Annotated in this window: 22 protein-coding genes; all 22 read left to right on the top strand. The window is 59.4% G+C overall.

Annotated features, from left to right (window positions below):
- The first annotated feature begins 61 nt into the window (after positions 1-61).
- The 22 genes from SB822_RS00560 (at position 62) to SB822_RS00665 (ending at position 16,486) form a co-directional block, all read left to right on the top strand.
- Positions 62-403: a hypothetical protein gene (locus SB822_RS00560; protein WP_410853661.1), complete on the top strand. Its 342-nt coding sequence runs from the start codon at positions 62-64 to the stop codon at positions 401-403.
- A complete protein-coding gene (locus SB822_RS00565) occupies positions 403-1,008 on the top strand; it encodes a hypothetical protein (protein WP_410853662.1) in 606 nt (201 codons plus the stop codon). Before SB822_RS00560 ends, SB822_RS00565 begins: the two co-directional genes overlap by 1 nt.
- A complete protein-coding gene (locus tag SB822_RS00570; protein ID WP_410853663.1) occupies positions 1,005-1,454 on the top strand; it encodes a hypothetical protein in 450 nt (149 codons plus the stop codon). Before SB822_RS00565 ends, SB822_RS00570 begins: the two co-directional genes overlap by 4 nt.
- A gap of 325 nt (positions 1,455-1,779) precedes the next feature.
- Positions 1,780-2,073, top strand: coding sequence for an HU family DNA-binding protein (locus SB822_RS00575; RefSeq protein ID WP_410853664.1), 294 nt, complete (start codon positions 1,780-1,782; stop codon positions 2,071-2,073).
- Positions 2,074-2,420: 347 nt separating this feature from the next.
- Positions 2,421-2,855, top strand: a complete 435-nt coding sequence (locus SB822_RS00580) for an antirestriction protein (protein WP_410853665.1) — start codon at positions 2,421-2,423, stop codon at positions 2,853-2,855.
- Between the two features lie 220 nt (positions 2,856-3,075).
- Positions 3,076-3,822, top strand: coding sequence for a hypothetical protein (locus tag SB822_RS00585; RefSeq protein WP_410853666.1), 747 nt, complete (start codon positions 3,076-3,078; stop codon positions 3,820-3,822).
- 326 nt (positions 3,823-4,148) lie between these two features.
- Entirely contained in the window at positions 4,149-4,391 is a 243-nt protein-coding gene (locus SB822_RS00590) for a hypothetical protein (RefSeq protein WP_410853667.1), read from the top strand.
- A 173-nt stretch (positions 4,392-4,564) separates the two neighbouring features.
- Positions 4,565-4,927 carry a hypothetical protein gene (locus tag SB822_RS00595; RefSeq protein ID WP_410853668.1) on the top strand — a complete coding sequence of 121 codons (363 nt, stop codon included), beginning with the start codon at positions 4,565-4,567 and terminating at the stop codon, positions 4,925-4,927.
- A 178-nt stretch (positions 4,928-5,105) separates the two neighbouring features.
- A complete protein-coding gene (locus SB822_RS00600; RefSeq protein WP_410853669.1) occupies positions 5,106-6,011 on the top strand; it encodes a hypothetical protein in 906 nt (301 codons plus the stop codon).
- A gap of 214 nt (positions 6,012-6,225) precedes the next feature.
- Complete coding sequence (locus SB822_RS00605; RefSeq protein WP_410853670.1) at positions 6,226-6,399, top strand: hypothetical protein; 174 nt, start codon at positions 6,226-6,228, stop codon at positions 6,397-6,399.
- Between the two features lie 642 nt (positions 6,400-7,041).
- The gene (locus SB822_RS00610) at positions 7,042-7,641 is read left to right on the top strand and encodes a hypothetical protein (RefSeq protein ID WP_410853671.1); all 600 of its coding nucleotides are present in this window, start codon (positions 7,042-7,044) and stop codon (positions 7,639-7,641) included.
- Between the two features lie 191 nt (positions 7,642-7,832).
- Positions 7,833-8,135 (top strand): hypothetical protein, encoded by a 303-nt coding sequence (locus tag SB822_RS00615; protein WP_410853672.1) that lies wholly within the window; start codon positions 7,833-7,835, stop codon positions 8,133-8,135.
- A gap of 207 nt (positions 8,136-8,342) precedes the next feature.
- On the top strand, positions 8,343-9,218 hold the full coding sequence (locus SB822_RS00620) for a hypothetical protein (RefSeq protein ID WP_410853673.1): 876 nt from the start codon (positions 8,343-8,345) through the stop codon (positions 9,216-9,218).
- A gap of 245 nt (positions 9,219-9,463) precedes the next feature.
- Positions 9,464-10,297: a hypothetical protein gene (locus SB822_RS00625; protein ID WP_410853674.1), complete on the top strand. Its 834-nt coding sequence runs from the start codon at positions 9,464-9,466 to the stop codon at positions 10,295-10,297.
- Between the two features lie 192 nt (positions 10,298-10,489).
- Complete coding sequence (locus SB822_RS00630) at positions 10,490-11,233, top strand: hypothetical protein (protein WP_410853675.1); 744 nt, start codon at positions 10,490-10,492, stop codon at positions 11,231-11,233.
- A 326-nt stretch (positions 11,234-11,559) separates the two neighbouring features.
- Positions 11,560-12,111 (top strand): hypothetical protein, encoded by a 552-nt coding sequence (locus SB822_RS00635; protein WP_410853676.1) that lies wholly within the window; start codon positions 11,560-11,562, stop codon positions 12,109-12,111.
- A 164-nt stretch (positions 12,112-12,275) separates the two neighbouring features.
- Positions 12,276-12,659 (top strand): hypothetical protein, encoded by a 384-nt coding sequence (locus tag SB822_RS00640; RefSeq protein ID WP_410853677.1) that lies wholly within the window; start codon positions 12,276-12,278, stop codon positions 12,657-12,659.
- Between the two features lie 252 nt (positions 12,660-12,911).
- On the top strand, positions 12,912-13,190 hold the full coding sequence (locus SB822_RS00645; protein ID WP_410853678.1) for a hypothetical protein: 279 nt from the start codon (positions 12,912-12,914) through the stop codon (positions 13,188-13,190).
- A gap of 236 nt (positions 13,191-13,426) precedes the next feature.
- Positions 13,427-13,894: a hypothetical protein gene (locus SB822_RS00650; RefSeq protein WP_410853679.1), complete on the top strand. Its 468-nt coding sequence runs from the start codon at positions 13,427-13,429 to the stop codon at positions 13,892-13,894.
- Positions 13,895-14,357: 463 nt separating this feature from the next.
- The gene (locus SB822_RS00655; RefSeq protein ID WP_410853680.1) at positions 14,358-14,834 is read left to right on the top strand and encodes a hypothetical protein; all 477 of its coding nucleotides are present in this window, start codon (positions 14,358-14,360) and stop codon (positions 14,832-14,834) included.
- Between the two features lie 240 nt (positions 14,835-15,074).
- Positions 15,075-15,731, top strand: coding sequence for a hypothetical protein (locus tag SB822_RS00660; protein ID WP_410853681.1), 657 nt, complete (start codon positions 15,075-15,077; stop codon positions 15,729-15,731).
- A 164-nt stretch (positions 15,732-15,895) separates the two neighbouring features.
- The gene (locus tag SB822_RS00665) at positions 15,896-16,486 is read left to right on the top strand and encodes a hypothetical protein (RefSeq protein WP_410853682.1); all 591 of its coding nucleotides are present in this window, start codon (positions 15,896-15,898) and stop codon (positions 16,484-16,486) included.
- Positions 16,487-16,514 lie beyond the last annotated feature (28 nt).

Here is a 16,514-nt window from a genome sequence, read left to right on the forward strand (position 1 = left end):
ACACCAATACGCCCGTATCGGATCCCGGATGAACCGATACCAACAAAAGACAGGAAGCTAAATGAGCGACGTTGAGGATATCGATTACAAATGGGGCGACGAACAGAAAATGGCGCGAATCTTTCAGCTAACCGGCTACGTTGGTGCTGAAGCCCGGCGCGCGCTGTCTCCGCAGGCTGACGCCCTTCTCACACCGCGCCACATCAAGCGCGTGTGGCTGGTCGACCGTGCACTTGAGATCGAGTTCGGATCGCCCGAGGCAATGCTGGAGTTCGGACATCTGTTCATCGAAGGCTGGCGGCAACTGCGGTACGATCAGACGCAGTGGGTGTCTTTCTTCGCGCCGAAGACCGAGCATCCGCTGACCTTCGATGTCACCCTACTTGGGACAAGGACTTCCTGATGAGCGACCTGCAGGATGCGATGCTTCTCTTTACGCGAATGGTGACGCAGATCAAACGTGACCGCACGCTGGCACTGTCTGTGTTTCTTCGTCGCGTCGCCGTGGTCGAAGGAAACCGGGCAAAGTGGGTCGTGGCGAAGTATCTGCTCGTCGCCGAACGTGGCGGCGCGCTGGGCGAAATCGTCTCGCGCATCAGCAACAACTTCGCACAGGAAGCGCGCACCCAGAGCCTCCCCCGCAGCCAGGGCCACGTTGGCGCTCCACTGTCGGAGTCTCTTCAGTGCGCGTCGCTCATCGTGGCAGAAGCGTGCGCGCGGGTGGTAGCCGTTGCCGGTGGCTACCACGGTCAATGCATGGCAATGGCGACGGTTGACGGGGTACCCGTTCCCGTCTGCTGCCAGATCGTCACCGAGACAGAAGCGGCCTTTGTCGCTGCTCGTGCCTTGCTTGAGCCGGGGTCGCCGCAGGTGGTTAAGATCTGGGTCGACGAGGCATCGTCGTCGGTTGTGCAGCGTTTCGAGACCGATGAGCGTTTCCGGCACTTCATGGAAAAGCTGATGCCCGGCGAGCCTGGAGGTGCTATCGACGGATCTCAACCGTCATGACCAAGTGGGTGCGTAGCACGGGCACACTCCTGCTGGCAGCCATCGGTTTCGCTCCGGTGCACGCCCAGACGGCGAGCGATCAAGTCGTTGCGCAATACATCGCTCAAAAATATGGCAGCGGCAACGACCTCTCGATCGCGGCCGCGACGTATGCCAACGCCCTCGCGCAACTCTGGGATAAGGCTGTCGTCAAGCTGCAGTACGACCCGGACATGACGCTTTCCGCGTCGCTGGCCGAGACATGCTTCCTTGCGAAGCTCGAACGTGTCAATCCGGGTCGCGCGACCGAACTCAACATGGAGCTCAAAAAGAACGTAGCGCATACACCGGTACGGTACGCGGGCTATGTCATCGCGGGGCAACTCGCCGACCAGAACTTTGCCCCTCCGCAGCAGTTGACGGAACAGCAGGCATGCAGGCTGGTGCGTGTCCCCAGCGCGCGGTGATCCGCCGCGTGTGTTTGCTTCTCGCAGGCCCGCTGATATCGTGGTTTCGATGTGACGACGGGCAGGCACGATCGCATGTTGCACATTTTTTTGTCAGGACCAGGCAGCACTCTCGTTGTCCAGTAGTTGCCGGGTTGTCCACAACCTTACCCACACAATCTGTGGATAACTACTGAGGGGTGGGGCCGAGCAACCGGTCCAGCATCGCGTGGCGCTGGATCGAAGCAATCCGTTCTGCGGGTTTTGTCTGCAGTGACGTACGCGCGAATTCCGGGCTTGAAGCAATCCCGCCGCTGCCCGGCTTTTTTTACGAAAGGTGTTCAAGATGAACAAGCAGGAACTGATCGAAGCAGTCGCAACTGAAACGAACACCAGCAAATCGGCGGCAGGCGCCGCCATCGACGCCACCCTGAAGGCGATCAGCAACGCAATGGCGAACGGCGACAAGGTTCAACTCGTCGGCTTCGGTACGTTCGCGACGGGCAAGCGCGCCGCGCGCACCGGACGCAACCCGGCCACGGGCGATCAGATCCAGATCCCGGCGTCGATCACGGCGAAGTTTTCGGCCGGCAAGGCATTGAAGGATCTCGTCAACGAGCCGCCGAAGAAAAAGAAGTAAGTCGACGGCGGCGCGCCGCGTGTGGTGCGCAGCATCGAGGGCCAACCCGGTTTTCACCCGGTTGGCCTTTTCATTATGGCGCGATGTTGGACATCTGGGAGTGTCATGCCCAGCTGGTGCTTGTACGACGCATCCCAACGATTTATCATCTCGTCCAGCCGCTCAAACGGCATCCATAGACTCCCGAGTCACGCGGAGTCGAAATCGTCCGGTCCGGACGGCATGAACGTTTCATGCGAGGCCATTTCGATGAGATCCTGATATCTCAACGAAGCGCCGCCTCGATCGACGCGTAGTGCTTCAAACGGCTTTCCACGCCCCTCAGGGCAACCACAGGAGCCGTCCAGATGAAATCGCAAGCTATTGAAGCCACGCAGGTCGCTGATGAAGTGAAGTTGATGTTCTTGCCGGCGATGTTCGGGCCTAACCACATGATCAACGGCGAAAGCCGGCTCTTCGCGCTCGCACGGGCGTTTGCTCCGGAGCACTACACCGGCGGCGAATGGCTCTACTTCGACCTGTCGAACGGCGGACACTACGCGGCACCCAAAACACCCGAGCGTCTCACCCTCACGATCCCCGAAATTCACTTCGAACGTGATCTGTCCAATCATGCGGCCGGGATCGTCATCTGTTTGTTTGCACTGGGGCAGATGGCGGGTGAAGCGCATGAGGCGGGCCATGACGCGGATGTCCGTAACTTCGTCGAGCGTTACGAGCAGCTGCTCGAATTCGTAAGCGAGCACGATGAGCGCGAGGCAATCCGCGCAGCGATCGACTAGGCGCTACATCGCCTGGCGCATCAGGCAACTGCATAAACCCGTACTCACCAGCCCCCGCCGCCTCCCTTCCCGGGAAGCCGCGGGCGGCTGCGCTCGAACACGCCCGACGAACCACTCCTGCCGTATAGATCGCACTCTGATGAGACGTCCCCTCTGATCAGAGTGTCATCCGTTGGAACTCTTTATCCACGCCATCTTCATGGCACGTAACGGAGAGTTCATGAACAGCAAAACTGTCGAAGAACGCAATCTTCAGGTCAAGAAGGAAATCCTGTGCTCGCGCCCCTATCCGGTCGCGCTCCATCACTGGACGGAGGTCGAGTTCGAGCGTTTCCTCGACGAACATCGGTTTCCCCGCAACACGTACGCCGACCGGCTTGCGTCGCGCCGACTGGCGGTCGTGCAAGCGATCGCGGCGGGCGAATTTGTCCCGGCTCAGGTCACCGCTGAATGTCCAGAGCTCGTAGTAGACGGGCAAGCCGCACGCGACGCGTCGGGATCGCTGGTTACCCTCAACGCATTCTGGGCTGAGCGGCAGGCAGCGTTCGAACAGGCGATCGGATTTTGCACCAGTGAGGCGGTGTACCGCGAGCTCATCAAGGAGGTCCTGGTGGGCGTGTTAGGTCGGGCGTTTGATGACATCCGATCGCCGTGGGTGTGGGGCGAGTGGACGATCGTTCTCCGACTCGACCAGGGCCGCGGCGCCAGACACGGCCGGTTCGGGCTGGAGGATGCGGGCCGCGAAAAGCGTCTGCTGATCAAGCCGGGGGCACTTTCTGTCGGCGCGCTCCACTGCGTCGACTGGACCAGGGTCGACAACGCGTTGTTCGAGTTGCTCCGCGATGGGCTGCTGTGTCTCGATCAGGTGTGGTTCCTGACTGGCACGGGCTGGATTCCCGAGCAGATGCGCCATGCTCGTGTGACGGAGGTGGCCAGTGCGGGCGAGATGCTGGTGAACGAGGTCTGATGCCGAACCAACAGTAAAGAGTATCTGGAGTGCTCAACCTCTGCGGAGGTTGGGCACGCCCGGAGTACACCGCGCTCATGGTCGAAAGGCACCGACGCGCGGCGCCACATTTGTGACACTAGGCACGATTGCATGAACAACGCTTGCCTGCCGCTACGACTCGCCCATACAATGCCCGTGAGCCGTTCAATCGGCAGGCAATTCTCCAAAGGCGCCGTCGCGCCGCCATCCCGCGATTTTCCAGCATGCTCCGCTGAGGTACCTGCTTCATCCGAGCGTCGCTCTTCTCCTTTCAGTCCGCCTTTTGAGGCATAAGGAGAAAATTCATGAAGACCCGTTTTATGACCTGCAAGGGTCGCGCGTTCAATCACGTCCCGAACGATTCTGGCGAAAACTGCGAGCATTGGTACGAGGACACCGAAACCGGCCGCCAATTTGATGTCCGCGAATTGCCCACGGCTTACCTCGGTGCCGACCGTGCTGACGTCCTTGCGGGCTGTCAGGACGCGCAACGCCGTGCTATTCGCCGCGCGCTCGCTAATGGACACGACTTCCGTCGCATGATCTGAAATCCCCGCCACTTCGTGGCGGATACGCCGCAGTCAGCCCGATCGCGCCATGCGCTTCGGGCGCCCGTCCTCCGGAACGATACGAGCACGCCGAGCCGAAGGCCGCCTTCGTCTGAGCGTGTTTGCTCGACCTTTCACAACCGTCCCCAAGGGACATGAGAAAGGAGCTATCAATGCGCAAATTCTATGAGGTCTGTTTCCGCTGGAACAACAACGATTCCGAAGAGGGAACGTTTACCGAAACGACCTTCGCGAACGATGAGGATGACGCGGAAAAAATCGTCGCCACCTCGATGGCACACTCTTCGGACTCGGGAATCAATGCGGACGATCCGGATGCGCTCGCGCGCTACGTTGCAGAAGCGAGTGACCGTCTCGAATACGTCACTGATCTCCAACTGTCGATCCCGCACCACATCGAGTCGGTGTTCTTCGACGAACTGTACCCGGATGGGAAGCGTCGCCAGTTGAACATGGAGGCGCTCGCGGAATTGCCGGGCGAGCACCGCGATCGGGTGCTGGCGCCAGCCCGATAGAAAATTGAGCGAACACGGTGGTCCTGCTTGCGCGGGGCCACCGCGCCGCCATCGCTGTCATGACGACTGTGTCAATCCTCCCGGCCTGTCGCTGCGAGTTTTCCGGTGAAGCTGTTCACCCGAGAGCTTGTGATCTCGAGCCTTTTCAACGCCGATATACGGCACGGAGGCCAGTCTTATGAAGGTTCGACTGTTTCATGTTTCAACTTCGGAAGCGGCTATCAGCCATTTTCACCCGCTCGCGCACTTCGGCACGTTCGCCACCGCGCTGCGCCTTGCAAGCTGCACAGCGCTGAAGGATCTGCGGCGCACGTTGTACGAGATCGAGATTGACTTGCCGTCGCTATTCCTGATGACGCCCGATCTGAGCGGCGCTCTTCGTGGAGATCTCCATGTCGCGAGCGCCGTCGCGCAGATTCTTGGAGCACAGCACGGCTGGGGCATTTCGAAGGTACTGCCGAAGACGCTGCTCGACAGTATCGTGGCCTCAGCGATCAATCACGGGCCGAACCGCGCAGCCACGCAGCTCGTGGACGCGTTCAGATCGCACGACTACGCGGCGATCTGTTATCGGAACCGGCACGACTCAGTAGCGGATGACTGGATGCTGCTCAACCGGGACGCTTTTCGGGTTGTACACGTCTCGCACTGGAGTGCGGCCGCCGCAAAGGACGGCTCGGGTTTGCCAGTCACGATGTTCGAGTTCTGGCAGGCACCGCTCGCGGCAATCATCAACGCGCGACTGTTTCTCGTGACCCGCCCGCGCACCGAGTGGACGTACGACGGCAATTTTGTCTGCCGTATGCAGCGGGTGGTCGAAGGTCTGGATGAACAGCAACGCGCACTGGCGGCAGGGTCGTATGTCTCCGCCGCCCTGTTGCGACTTCGCCTCGAAGAGTCGTTGCAACTGGTCGAAGACTGCGTGTCCTTCGGCGCATGCAATCGCGAACAGGCACTACCGGTGATTGACGATCTGCGCGCCGTGATTGACTCGCCGCTAGACGATGAGGCGGCAACCGTACAGGTACGGTTGCGCACTCCTTTCGTTCCGGCCGGCGTGTCGATGGAGCAGCTCGCGGCATAGGTTGTAAGGAAGATGCCGAACACAGCGGGGCCAGCACGGCCCGCTGTGAGTCCGGCAAAACATTTTGAGGCGTTCTGGGGTAACCAGTTCGGTTGGTTACCCAATGACGCTCCCGTCCCGTCGACCAATCAAAGAGACCGGGCACGTGTCGTCAGGTGAGCTTCTACGGGAGCGATCCTTTCCGGTTTTATGTTCCTGGCTATCAGGAGGTTGCATGGTGGAAGTCGAGCAGTGCATGGTTGCAATCCACAACGCACGTGGTGGCCTTCTCACGATCCGCGGGCACGGATGGGTACGAATTCGGCGCGGCCGTATCGTGGACGGGCAATGCACGGGCCTAACCGAATACCTGCTGATGCGCGCGTTCTGGGAGCAAACAGGCTTCTGATTTCTGGTCGCGGTGGCGCGGCCGGTGTATCGGTGGACATCGGAATCTCTGGCGGCTTAGCTTGCATCGTGTGGTGCCCGAGTTAGGCTGAGGCTCTCGCCTCCCTCGGACCGGCCCATGCTATCTGCGATTTTCGTTGCTCTCCTCGTGACGGCGCTTTTTGTCTTCGTCATTGCGCGCCGTGCTGTTCGGCTAATCACGGCCGCCGGGTCGACAGCGCTGTTCGCTCTGCACAGTTTGGGCCTTCCTTCGGATGTCTATCACTGGCATACACCGTTACTTGGCGTCGCCGCTGGTGGCGCGAGCGCACTTTGGCTTGTGCGCAAGGTTCTCCGGACGATGCGCTGAGTCTTTTGGGCAGGCAGCACTTGCCATTCCTATGCTGGAGCTATTACCATTTGCGAAGCCGCTCAAACGGCATCCCCATAGCACTAGAATCCTCCGGACGCCGACGCGTTGGAAATCGCCCTGCGCGGATTTGATGAATATGCACGTGTGTTTGCGCATATATTTGCGCCGCTCCAGCCCTTCCCAATGAGACTTCGTGGTCAGTCACAGCAAGCTGCGCTAAGGCCGCGGTTTTAGCCGAGCTTCGCTCATCTCCTTTTTCTATCGCCCGCACAGGGCATGACGAGGAGAGCCATGAAAACGAAGATGACGTCGCTAGATGTTCAGGATTCGCTCCAGGAGCGAGTGCTGATGTGGAAGGATCAGTTCCCGAAGGATCAACCGGGCTTCTGCGAGCCCTGCCACGCGTACTGGAAGGTCGACCTCGCCTTCGCACTGACGAAACTTGGCGATGCGACGGAGTGGATACGCTTCTTCGACGCTGAAGTCAGCATGTGGGCAGCGGAAGGCGATCCCGGCCGTTTCGACAACATGCTCGATGCACCCATCACGGAGCCGGTGGTCGTGCTGCAACGCTCGGGCAAGCACTACGTGTGGGACGGTAATCATCGCATCGGTGCATCCTTCAAGCGCGGCTTGACGAGCATACCGGCGATCGTTGGGGTGCCCTTCAACGCGGGCGGCCACTATCTGCGCGCCCTGGACGATGGGCAGGCGAAGGTGGAACCGTTCAATGCGAGCTTCGCGAAGTTGTATATGCGCAGGCCCGAGATTGATCCTGCCAAGATCGTCGATCCGTTCAACCGCTTCTTCGCTGAAGGCTGTCCGGAGTTCAACCCCGCAATACTGGTCGAACGCAATCTGGTGACGGGCTTTCTGCCGGCCACCGCGTAGCAGATCGATCTCAAAAAAAGCCAGGCAGTATCCGGAGAAGCCCGATCCCGGCCACCCTTGAAACGGAATAATGTCAAACCGCGCGGCACAATCCCTCGTGGAGGATGCCGCGCGATTGATATGCTATCCGGTCATTCGCCTTCGGATTTTTATGCAATCGAGGCGAGGCACAAGATAAGGAAAGCTCTCAATTGAAGCTACAACTCGACAGATTGACGATGGGCGTCGCACCGGGAAACGACGAGTCAGCGAAGTTGCTCGTCCACCTGCTCGCTGGATATCTGATGGCAGCTATCTGCGACGAAAACAACCCTCATCCCCTGGGCAAGCTGATAGTCGGTCTGCATAACGACAAGGGCTTACTAACTGTCTACTGCACTTCGTTAGAGCGAGCAAAATCGCACGAAGCCGCTATCAAGGAAGGCTGGATGCGAGTCTCCAGATCCGAACGAGTCCAGTTTCTGGACGCAATGCACGAAAATATCGTTGGCTGACAGCGCCAGTAGCAACGGGTTTCGGAATCACAATCACACGCGCGTACGTTCGGTAGAGGCCTGTGCTTCTCCCGAGCGTTGCACACCCTTGTGCAAGAAACTGGGCTATTCTAATCGGATCCTTTGCTAGCGGATTTCTGTAATAACCCACGAATTCATGATCGCTCGCCTCCTTTCAACGCCCTCCACTGGGCAAAGAGGAGTCATATGATCAACGAGGAATATCTTACGACGGCCGTGTGCCCGACCCAGCGCTGGAAGTTCGGCCGCCAACACTGGCGCGTCGATCGCGATGAAGGCTTTCGCAAAAGCGACTTTGCTGTCGACATCGTGCCGGACAGTGTAGCGAAGCGATTTGTCACTGAGCACCATTATTCGGGGAGTTATCCCGCTGCAGTTGAGCGGGTCGGCCTGTTTCACGGCAGCCATCTCGTGGGCGTAGCGGTATACAGCATTCCCATGAACAACGCCGCAATCCCCAAATACACTGGGTGCGACCCTTCGGCCGGACTTGAGCTGGGACGCTTCGTTCTTCTCGATCACGTCCCCTACAATGCAGAGAGTTGGTTCTCCGCAGCATCTCGCAAACTGCTGAAAGAAGTGCGGCCCGCAGTGAAGGCCGTAATCGCATACTCGGACCCGATGCCCCGTGTTACAGAAAGCGGGCGTTCAATCATGCCGGGGCACGTCGGAATCTGCTATCAGGCCGGTGGGGCCGCATATCTAGGCCGCTCGGCTGCACGAACCCTTCACCTGACTCGCGACGGTTTGGTGGTGAGTCCGCGGTCAATCTCGAAGATCCGTCTTCAGGAACAGGGAGCGGCCGGTGCCGAGAAAAATCTCGTGAGGCTCGGTGCTACGCCTCGCGCTTTCGGGCAAGACCCGGCTGATTGGGTCGCGAGTGTACTGGCAAGCGATACGTTTATCCGGGTTCGCCACCCCGGGAACCACACGTACGCGTGGAGCCTGGGACGCACTCGTGAGAAACGGAAGCTCGAAAAGTCGTTCGCAGCCGCGAAGCCGTACCCGAAGCAACTAGACCCGGTTCAACATGGGCTGGACCTCTTCGCTGCGGATGCCTGATATGCACATGGAACCTTTAGGTGATACCGAAGGGCTACTGCGGCGAGTCGACGCCGGTTGGTAGCTCGCTCGCTTAGCGGAAACATGCCACCCGTACCCCATGTCGGGGGTACCGGTGGCTCTTCTAGCCCGCCTTGAGCTCGTGGCACCTTCCGGCCAGCGCTACTTCGAGCGCTGTCCCGAGGCTGTCAACTCTCCGGTTTTGCCAACGCCCGTTCAATGGGCACAACAAGGAGAGCACCCACATGAATCAGCAAGCCATCAATGCACGGAACGTCCCACAGGCACGATCGACCCGTTACTTTGTCTCCTACCAGACCAAATCGAATGAAGTCTGCGACGTAACGATCGAAGCGGACTCGGAGCGTGCAAGTCGTGAGGCTGTGTTGGCTCGCGCCGACTGCAAGGCGATTTTCTCCTCGGGCGAGGTCGTAGCCAAGATGCCGAGTCTGCGGGTTAATCGAGAGACGGGGTATGTCGAGGCAGTGGGAACCCGTCGACTGGTGGCCTGCTTTCGCAGCGATCGTGGAGAGAAGGAGCTGGAAGGTTTCAACCTCGGCTTTTTTGAACCGTCCCTTCACGCGGGAATGGACGAGAAACTTCGCAAGATCGCGGCCGATACGGGATATCGATATCGCCGCGATGACCGGAAGCAGGCTCCAATACCTTCAGAGTTGGCTGTTGAGACCCTACGAGTCGGTGATCGAGTCGACCTGAAGTCGTGCCCGTTCCTCAAGGGGCATAGTTCTGCCGATTTCGAGTATGCAGTGGTGGAGTCTGTCGAGCGGGAAACGCCGGACTGCGTCGCCGTGGGATACGAAGACATCGACGTGGTTGGGTATCCGGTGGGGACCAGGTTGACGGTTTCCCCTGAGACGTTCGCGAGCCGGCGCCCTCACCTCTGCGAGTTCTGCGAGCAGGCTGCGGTAGCGGTGTTGCCGCAGTCAACGGATCAAGGGGCTACCGTCCGGATGGTCCGCTGCTGCGCCAATCACCGTGCGGTATGGTGGGATGGCGCCGACTGGGACGGTCGACATCTCGAGGTCGACATGCCGACCCAAGAGTTGCCTGTCGTCTAGCCGAAGCCTGCGTGTTTGTCCCTGAGCAAGTAGTCGTCAATCTGTAACTCACGCCCGCCGGACGCTCCCCACGGAGCCCGGCGGCCGTTTCAGAAGCGCACCTTCAGGCCAGCGTGTAGCGCGCGCTCGCCTGAGTGTGTCCCACTCTCCGCTTCATCTACGCCCTTGCTGGGCATGACAGGGAGAGAATCAATGAATACGCAACTGAATGAAAGCGCAGATTTAGGCGCAACGCCAGCACCGGGAGTCTTACGTGCTTTCGCTCTTGCTTTCTCGTATTGCTGCGCACCGGTAATGGAGAGCGACGCTAGCGTTCTCACAACCGGCCGCGGCTGGGTTTCGGTCCTGGCACCAGACAGCGAAGCAGCGCGTGAACTGGTGGAGCGTTTCTTTTGCTCGCAAAAGGCAATCAACTCGTTTGAGGCAGCAAACCAGTACCGGATGATTTTTCATAATCTCGGTGAAGCACAGCGGATCATCCCGGGACACGGTGAACCCTACATTGCCCGTCCCAGCGCCGATGCTTTCCATTTCGTCAAGCAAGGGCGCGGGGGGCAAGTCGTCTGGCATTCAGTCTCTTTCGATACCCTGAACGCCTGGGAGAAAATCGAGGGTCGAACTCGCAAGCGAGAGACCCTGAATTGCGGAGAGCTCAACGCGAGGGTCGCGCTCGCCGTGGCCGAGTTCGAGGCATACGTGTTCCCGGACGGTGCGACCCTCACACATCGCGGGTGGGATGAGATGTGGGATGTCAGCGACCCCTATCTCTTCAAAACATTTGTGCGGGTCGAGTGGGCCGATGCCGAACGGGGGGATGACCCGGATGAGGTGATTCTTTGTGTCCGCTTTAATCCAGACGGCACGGTAGCACAGGTAGATGGGGTGCAAAACCACCGCTTTGCGTTCGGCCGGCGCGGTACCGTCCACGCTGCGTAATAGACGCGTACGGCGGGCACTGGAAAGTTGTCCTCGGCCCTGTCGTCGAGCGGTTCAACTGGAAAGCCCAAATTTAGCCCGACTCTCCGCGCCCCTCTCCGGGCGCGGAGAAGAGCGGAACATTGCATTCGCCTGGGTGGAATTGTTATTATGGCCGCTACCGTTCGATCGGTATGCCCTCGAAAAGCCTCACATAGCACCAGCACCCGTCTGCAGAGGTCGCGTCGCAACTTCCGTCGTCTCTGGCCAGCGTTCCAGGAGCGCTTACCAGATATTGGCACCTCTCCCTTTCGATAACGCCTCAAGGGGCAAAAAAGGAGAGATTCATGAATAGCAAATCCGCCGCGCAACAAAACGAAGCAGGTGTCGGTGTTGAGAACGTCGCGTACTTTGCCGGATACGTCAGCTTCAAGGGCGCCCGGATCGACGTCCAGTTCAAGGCGCCAGCAGCGGCAACCGACGCGGAAATGGACGCGGCTTTCGTTGCGGCGCTTCAGCAACAGGCCGATCTCGACTATCTGGTGATCGGTGAGTCGATTGAGTCCAGCATCGACCATGGCCCGAAAAGCGGTGCGCAGCCAACCGGCACAACGACGCCGGCCAGCATCGATATCCAGCAAGTGTCCACCGACGATCTGCTTGCAGAGATCGCTCGACGCCAGGCGCTCGCTCAGGTGCACGGTGCTATCGAGGCGCTCTACGATCAACTCGAGCGCACTGGCAACATGAACCACTTCGACGTCGCCACCGCTCTCACTGCCTATCACGTGTACCGGCTACGGCGAGAATCTGCGAAGGTGTATGGAACGCCGAACGCAGATGAAAGCGCAAAGTACTGGCAAGTGAGGATCGACGAACTCGGCCTCGCGCCGCGGTAAGCCGTTCGCACGCTCAAGTCTGGCTGGCACTGCCCTCTCGGGGGCAGTGCCTCATCAGGCTTATCTCCGATGGCTGTGGCCACTTTCGAGACCGATTTATTGACGGTCTCGTAAGCAGCTCCACCGGTTTTCAACGCCTATCAACGGCACTAACCGGAGTCCATATGAACACTACGACCGACGTCGTCGCACACAACGAGCATTCGGCTTGCACTCAGGCCGTTGAAGCCTCGAAGGCAATCGACGGAAGCATGGCGCACCATCTCCTGTTCCACCTTCTTGATCAGGCTATCGGTGACGTGCGCAGCTTATTCGGCGCGGCGAGACATCGAGACTGTTCGACGAAGGTCACGGTTATCGCGACGTGGCGGCAGCCGGCAGGATGCGAACAGACGACCTACACGAACCTCGACGGCCTCGAGGTTGCAATCGACGAGTTGGAAATCATGGGGCGTGAAGCGGTCCGGATCGAACTGGTCAACGCCGCGCGAAACCTGCGTTTCGCGTGGGAGGTTGAGGGTAACGCTGGGCATTTCAGTTACCACTAGCCCGATACAGCGAGAACCGCGATACAACCCGCCGAACGTCCCCGTGGGCGCGGCGGGCTGCTTCCTGCGGCATGGCTTTGCTTGCACCGCTGGTCGGTGTGTCTATACAATCACCTCGCGCCGTTTTGATCGGCATTACGGAAATGACTTACGCTTTCGGGCACGCTGGGCTCAATCCGGTTGGGTTTAGCCGAGCGTCGTCCGCTCGACCCTTCTTTCACGCCGTCTACCGGCAAACAGAAGGAGTCTTTCATGAAAAAAGCAAATGCTGCGAAGTCTTTATGGATCGCGGCCGTGGAACACGAGAGTGACCCGGGCACTATTCCGGTACTGTTCTATCAGGAAAATGAACCGTCTGACCGGGTGATCAAGTCGCGGTTTGCCCGTGCGGCAAAGCCGTCTGAACTGACGGTCGCCGCAGGGCCGTTTAATCTTTCGGAAATTGCGCGACGTGACCCGCAATGCATGACTGCCTTGCAGTCGTTCGCGTCCGACATGGTGAAACTTGCCGAGGCAGGCCCCAACGCTTGACACGGAGCACCCGCGCCGGGCCGTCCCGCTGGCGTTAGCTAGACAACACGCGCTGCCCTTCGGGGCGGTGCGCCTTCGCCCGCGAATCGCCTTTGGGCGTTGGTCGCAATCGCTGGGCGCGCTGCGCGATAACGAAAATCTGCTGGCCCTTGTGATGAGATCTACTCTCACCAGAACGGCTGTCTGGCCGCTCCAGATTTACCTTGCCTCTTCAGGCATCCAACTGGAGCCTCTCTATGAATCGCAATTCAGGTCTTTTTTCGACCGTCGCAGGTCAGCGCAATATGCCGTCGATGTATGACGTGGTCCTCCCAAAAGCGAAAGAAGTCGAGTCGATGCTTCGCAGCCTGGGTTATACCGGCCGCGGAATCCACGAACTCGTCACTTGCGCTGGCGCGGACCTCGATTGGGATGTATCGAGGGCTGCGAGGAAAGTCGCTTCAATCCGCAATCAGGCTGTGCATGAACCGACTTTCACCATGTCACAAAGGCAGATCGAATCGTTTCGGGACAGCGCAGGGTTCGTCGTGCGTGAGCTCGACAGCATGCTGGCCCGGCGTTACGGCCGCGCCGATGCATCGACGTCTCACACGGGGCTCTCGCGGATCGTCCGGTTCGCCGGTCGGGCGTCGAACGTCACGCTGGCGTTACTCGTAATCGCTGCAGTCGTGGGCATGATCGTATCGAAAATACCCAGTTTTTAACCCGCAATCAGGCCCGCGAGTGTCAGATGACACTCGCGGGTCACATATTCGATCGTGGGCCAGGGAAATTTACCCGAGCACCTTGCATGCACGTCTCGAAGTAGCGTAATCTTGCGACTGGCCACCTCTGTGGCATTACGCCGAGGACTCGAATATGCCGAGTCCCATCAATTGAATAGTGTTTGTGCGGGTTTCTCCGCGTGCTGCCGCATTGGCGCACTGCGTCCGCCAACCACTTCATCTTAATCAAGCAAGCAATCCATCGAGCACGCGACCTCACTCCGGCACACTGGAGATGATCGGCTTTGCACGCCTGCGTTTGCACATCCGCTCCCTTGACCACTCGACCTGAAGCGGCTTGCACCTGGACCAATCCAGCTGCCAGTACCGCTTTCCCCGCCGTCTCGGCACCGAAGTGTTCATTCATCAATTTGAAACGCCCCCATCGGGCATAGGAGCAATCATGCGTGCAATCATCATCGCAGCCGTTCTCGTTCTCGTCAGCAGCCTCACGGGTTGCGCAGGCAACATCGCTGGTATGGGCATGGTCGACGCACCGTCGTTCGAACGCTCGCAGCAGTACCAGTCGCAGAATGTGCAGCATGGCGTGGTCATTCAGACACGTGAAGTGAAGATCGATGCACAGCCGGGTTCGGGCTTGCAGGGCGTTATCGCTGGCGCTCCCGTTTCCCTTCTGGTTAGCCAGATCTTCCACAAGAGCAGCTGGACCACGCAACTCGCAGTCGGCGGCCTCGTCGCCACCGGTACTGCGGCGCTGGCCAACGTTGCAAGTTCGTCGCGCGGCGTGCAGGCGATCGTCCGTCTCGACAACGGACAGATCATCTCTGTTGCGCAGCCGATGGAACAAGGCAATGCAATCCTTCCGGGTATGAAAGTTCTGGTGCTCGGTAGCGGTCGTCTCGTGCAATCGCGGTTCTAAGTCTCATCAGAACTCTGAAAACGACAGCCCCTCATCGCGAGATGGGGGCTGTCCACCCTCCCCGCTTCGTCCTTGTCTGATTTCCGCAATGTGCGCGGTGCCGCCGCACACGGTTTCCCGCCGTCTACCGCTGCGGTTACAACGCCGTCGAGAGCCTTCTGCTAAGTCGCCACTCAGCAGAGTGCGTCTCACCTCTCCTCTTTCTTAAACGCCATTTCGGCAATCGTGAAGGGGATATCCATGAATCGCAACCATCAAACCCGCCTTACCTCGGTCGCAGCAGGAGCAGCGCTGTGCGCATCACAACCGTCTGCGCGTGCCTGGACGACGGCGATCAGCTTCAACGGCATTCGTATGCCGATGGAGTGCGCGGTCAAAGAGCTGGGCGACTGGAAATTCAATTACGATGGCCAACCGTGGCGCACCGTTCAGCTCTTTGTGCCAGGTTTCGCCGGCGGCGGCCATATCGTGGCTGACGCTGCCGTCGTGTTCACCGACGAGGAGTGCTCGACTCCCATCGACGTTGGCGCGGCACCGCCAGCGCGGCAAGTTGGCGCTCGGTATGGCACCAATCTCGCGACACGCAATACGGGAGAGCCCTTCTGGCCGAAGTTTTTTCTGCTGGCTAGTTGCACGTCGATCGACCAGGCAATGGACGCGTACTACCGACCAGAGCGTCTGAACCGGCCTGGCGGAACGCGCGAGCGTCTCATCGCGGATCGGCAGGACGACTTCGACAGCCAGGGTTGGTGCGTGCTGGCGAGTTACCACGATTCCACCGTCGGGGTCACGGCATACGCGAAGGGTGTGGGTAGCGCCGTGCTCGTCTACCGCGATTACATTCCCGAGCGTGAGCGCTGGTTCAACTCCATCGGTACATCGCAGGCCTCAAGCTAACCGGTTCTGATACAGCGCGCGGTTCTCCCCCGGGAGGCCGCCGCGCAGTGTCGCCGCAAAGGTGACAGGACTTTTCGCTGAGAACCTCTTCTTATCGAAGCGTCTCTTTCTGACCTTCCCGGCTTACTAACGCCCGACCGGGCACTACATCCGGAAGCAAAACCATGGACAAAGAAAGCAGTTTCCTGAGCCGCGAGAAGGTCAAGCAGGTTCTGGCCGCCCACGACGAGTCGTGCAACGTCGAAAAGGTCTTCTTTTACCCGAGTCTCGAAGCGCTCGTCGAAACAGTTCGCGGTAATCGCGTCTGGGCAATCGGTGAAATTTTCGTCTGCGCGTTGGACGAACAACGCTTTGTCATCATGAAGCAGATCGCACCGGACAGTTGCGAGATGATGACCGTCACGCACAAGGGCTTCCACGATGTCCTGACTGCATACCGGTTCGAACAGGATGAACTCGTGAAATATGTCACCTCGTGCGTGGGCATCGTCTTCGACGGCGCCTCGCTGGTGCTGGACGAAATCAACGGCTGCTACCTCGGTGTCCACCCGGACCACCCCGGCACCGTCGTGCGGTACGAGCGACACGCTGACGGCTCACCGATGACCGAGAACGCCTGCGACGTCGACCATCTCGTTGAAAAGCAGGACGACCTGCTCGAGCTGGCATTTCCCGGGCAGCAATTTCGCTCGTACGCGATCCTGAACGCGGAAGGCGCCGTCACGAAGCAGTGGACGCCCCGCCGGCGCGGGTAGGTTCAAGGCGTGGACGCGGCGCCCGTGC

Origin of the sequence: Paraburkholderia sp. SIMBA_054 (assembly GCF_046534875.1) — a bacterium.
GTDB classification, from domain to species: domain Bacteria; phylum Pseudomonadota; class Gammaproteobacteria; order Burkholderiales; family Burkholderiaceae; genus Paraburkholderia; species Paraburkholderia hospita.

Bases quoted from the DNA above. Each gene is read 5' to 3' on its own strand.
- SB822_RS00560 (WP_410853661.1), top strand. From the start codon at position 62: ATGAGCGACGTTGAGGATATCGATTACAAATGGGGCGACGAACAGAAA.
- SB822_RS00565 (WP_410853662.1), top strand. From the start codon at position 403: ATGAGCGACCTGCAGGATGCGATGCTTCTCTTTACGCGAATGGTGACG.
- SB822_RS00570 (WP_410853663.1), top strand. From the start codon at position 1,005: ATGACCAAGTGGGTGCGTAGCACGGGCACACTCCTGCTGGCAGCCATC.
- SB822_RS00575 (WP_410853664.1), top strand. From the start codon at position 1,780: ATGAACAAGCAGGAACTGATCGAAGCAGTCGCAACTGAAACGAACACC.
- SB822_RS00580 (WP_410853665.1), top strand. From the start codon at position 2,421: ATGAAATCGCAAGCTATTGAAGCCACGCAGGTCGCTGATGAAGTGAAG.
- SB822_RS00585 (WP_410853666.1), top strand. From the start codon at position 3,076: ATGAACAGCAAAACTGTCGAAGAACGCAATCTTCAGGTCAAGAAGGAA.
- SB822_RS00590 (WP_410853667.1), top strand. From the start codon at position 4,149: ATGAAGACCCGTTTTATGACCTGCAAGGGTCGCGCGTTCAATCACGTC.
- SB822_RS00595 (WP_410853668.1), top strand. From the start codon at position 4,565: ATGCGCAAATTCTATGAGGTCTGTTTCCGCTGGAACAACAACGATTCC.
- SB822_RS00600 (WP_410853669.1), top strand. From the start codon at position 5,106: ATGAAGGTTCGACTGTTTCATGTTTCAACTTCGGAAGCGGCTATCAGC.
- SB822_RS00605 (WP_410853670.1), top strand. From the start codon at position 6,226: ATGGTGGAAGTCGAGCAGTGCATGGTTGCAATCCACAACGCACGTGGT.
- SB822_RS00610 (WP_410853671.1), top strand. From the start codon at position 7,042: ATGAAAACGAAGATGACGTCGCTAGATGTTCAGGATTCGCTCCAGGAG.
- SB822_RS00620 (WP_410853673.1), top strand. From the start codon at position 8,343: ATGATCAACGAGGAATATCTTACGACGGCCGTGTGCCCGACCCAGCGC.
- SB822_RS00625 (WP_410853674.1), top strand. From the start codon at position 9,464: ATGAATCAGCAAGCCATCAATGCACGGAACGTCCCACAGGCACGATCG.
- SB822_RS00630 (WP_410853675.1), top strand. From the start codon at position 10,490: ATGAATACGCAACTGAATGAAAGCGCAGATTTAGGCGCAACGCCAGCA.
- SB822_RS00635 (WP_410853676.1), top strand. From the start codon at position 11,560: ATGAATAGCAAATCCGCCGCGCAACAAAACGAAGCAGGTGTCGGTGTT.
- SB822_RS00640 (WP_410853677.1), top strand. From the start codon at position 12,276: ATGAACACTACGACCGACGTCGTCGCACACAACGAGCATTCGGCTTGC.
- SB822_RS00645 (WP_410853678.1), top strand. From the start codon at position 12,912: ATGAAAAAAGCAAATGCTGCGAAGTCTTTATGGATCGCGGCCGTGGAA.
- SB822_RS00650 (WP_410853679.1), top strand. From the start codon at position 13,427: ATGAATCGCAATTCAGGTCTTTTTTCGACCGTCGCAGGTCAGCGCAAT.
- SB822_RS00655 (WP_410853680.1), top strand. From the start codon at position 14,358: ATGCGTGCAATCATCATCGCAGCCGTTCTCGTTCTCGTCAGCAGCCTC.
- SB822_RS00660 (WP_410853681.1), top strand. From the start codon at position 15,075: ATGAATCGCAACCATCAAACCCGCCTTACCTCGGTCGCAGCAGGAGCA.
- SB822_RS00665 (WP_410853682.1), top strand. From the start codon at position 15,896: ATGGACAAAGAAAGCAGTTTCCTGAGCCGCGAGAAGGTCAAGCAGGTT.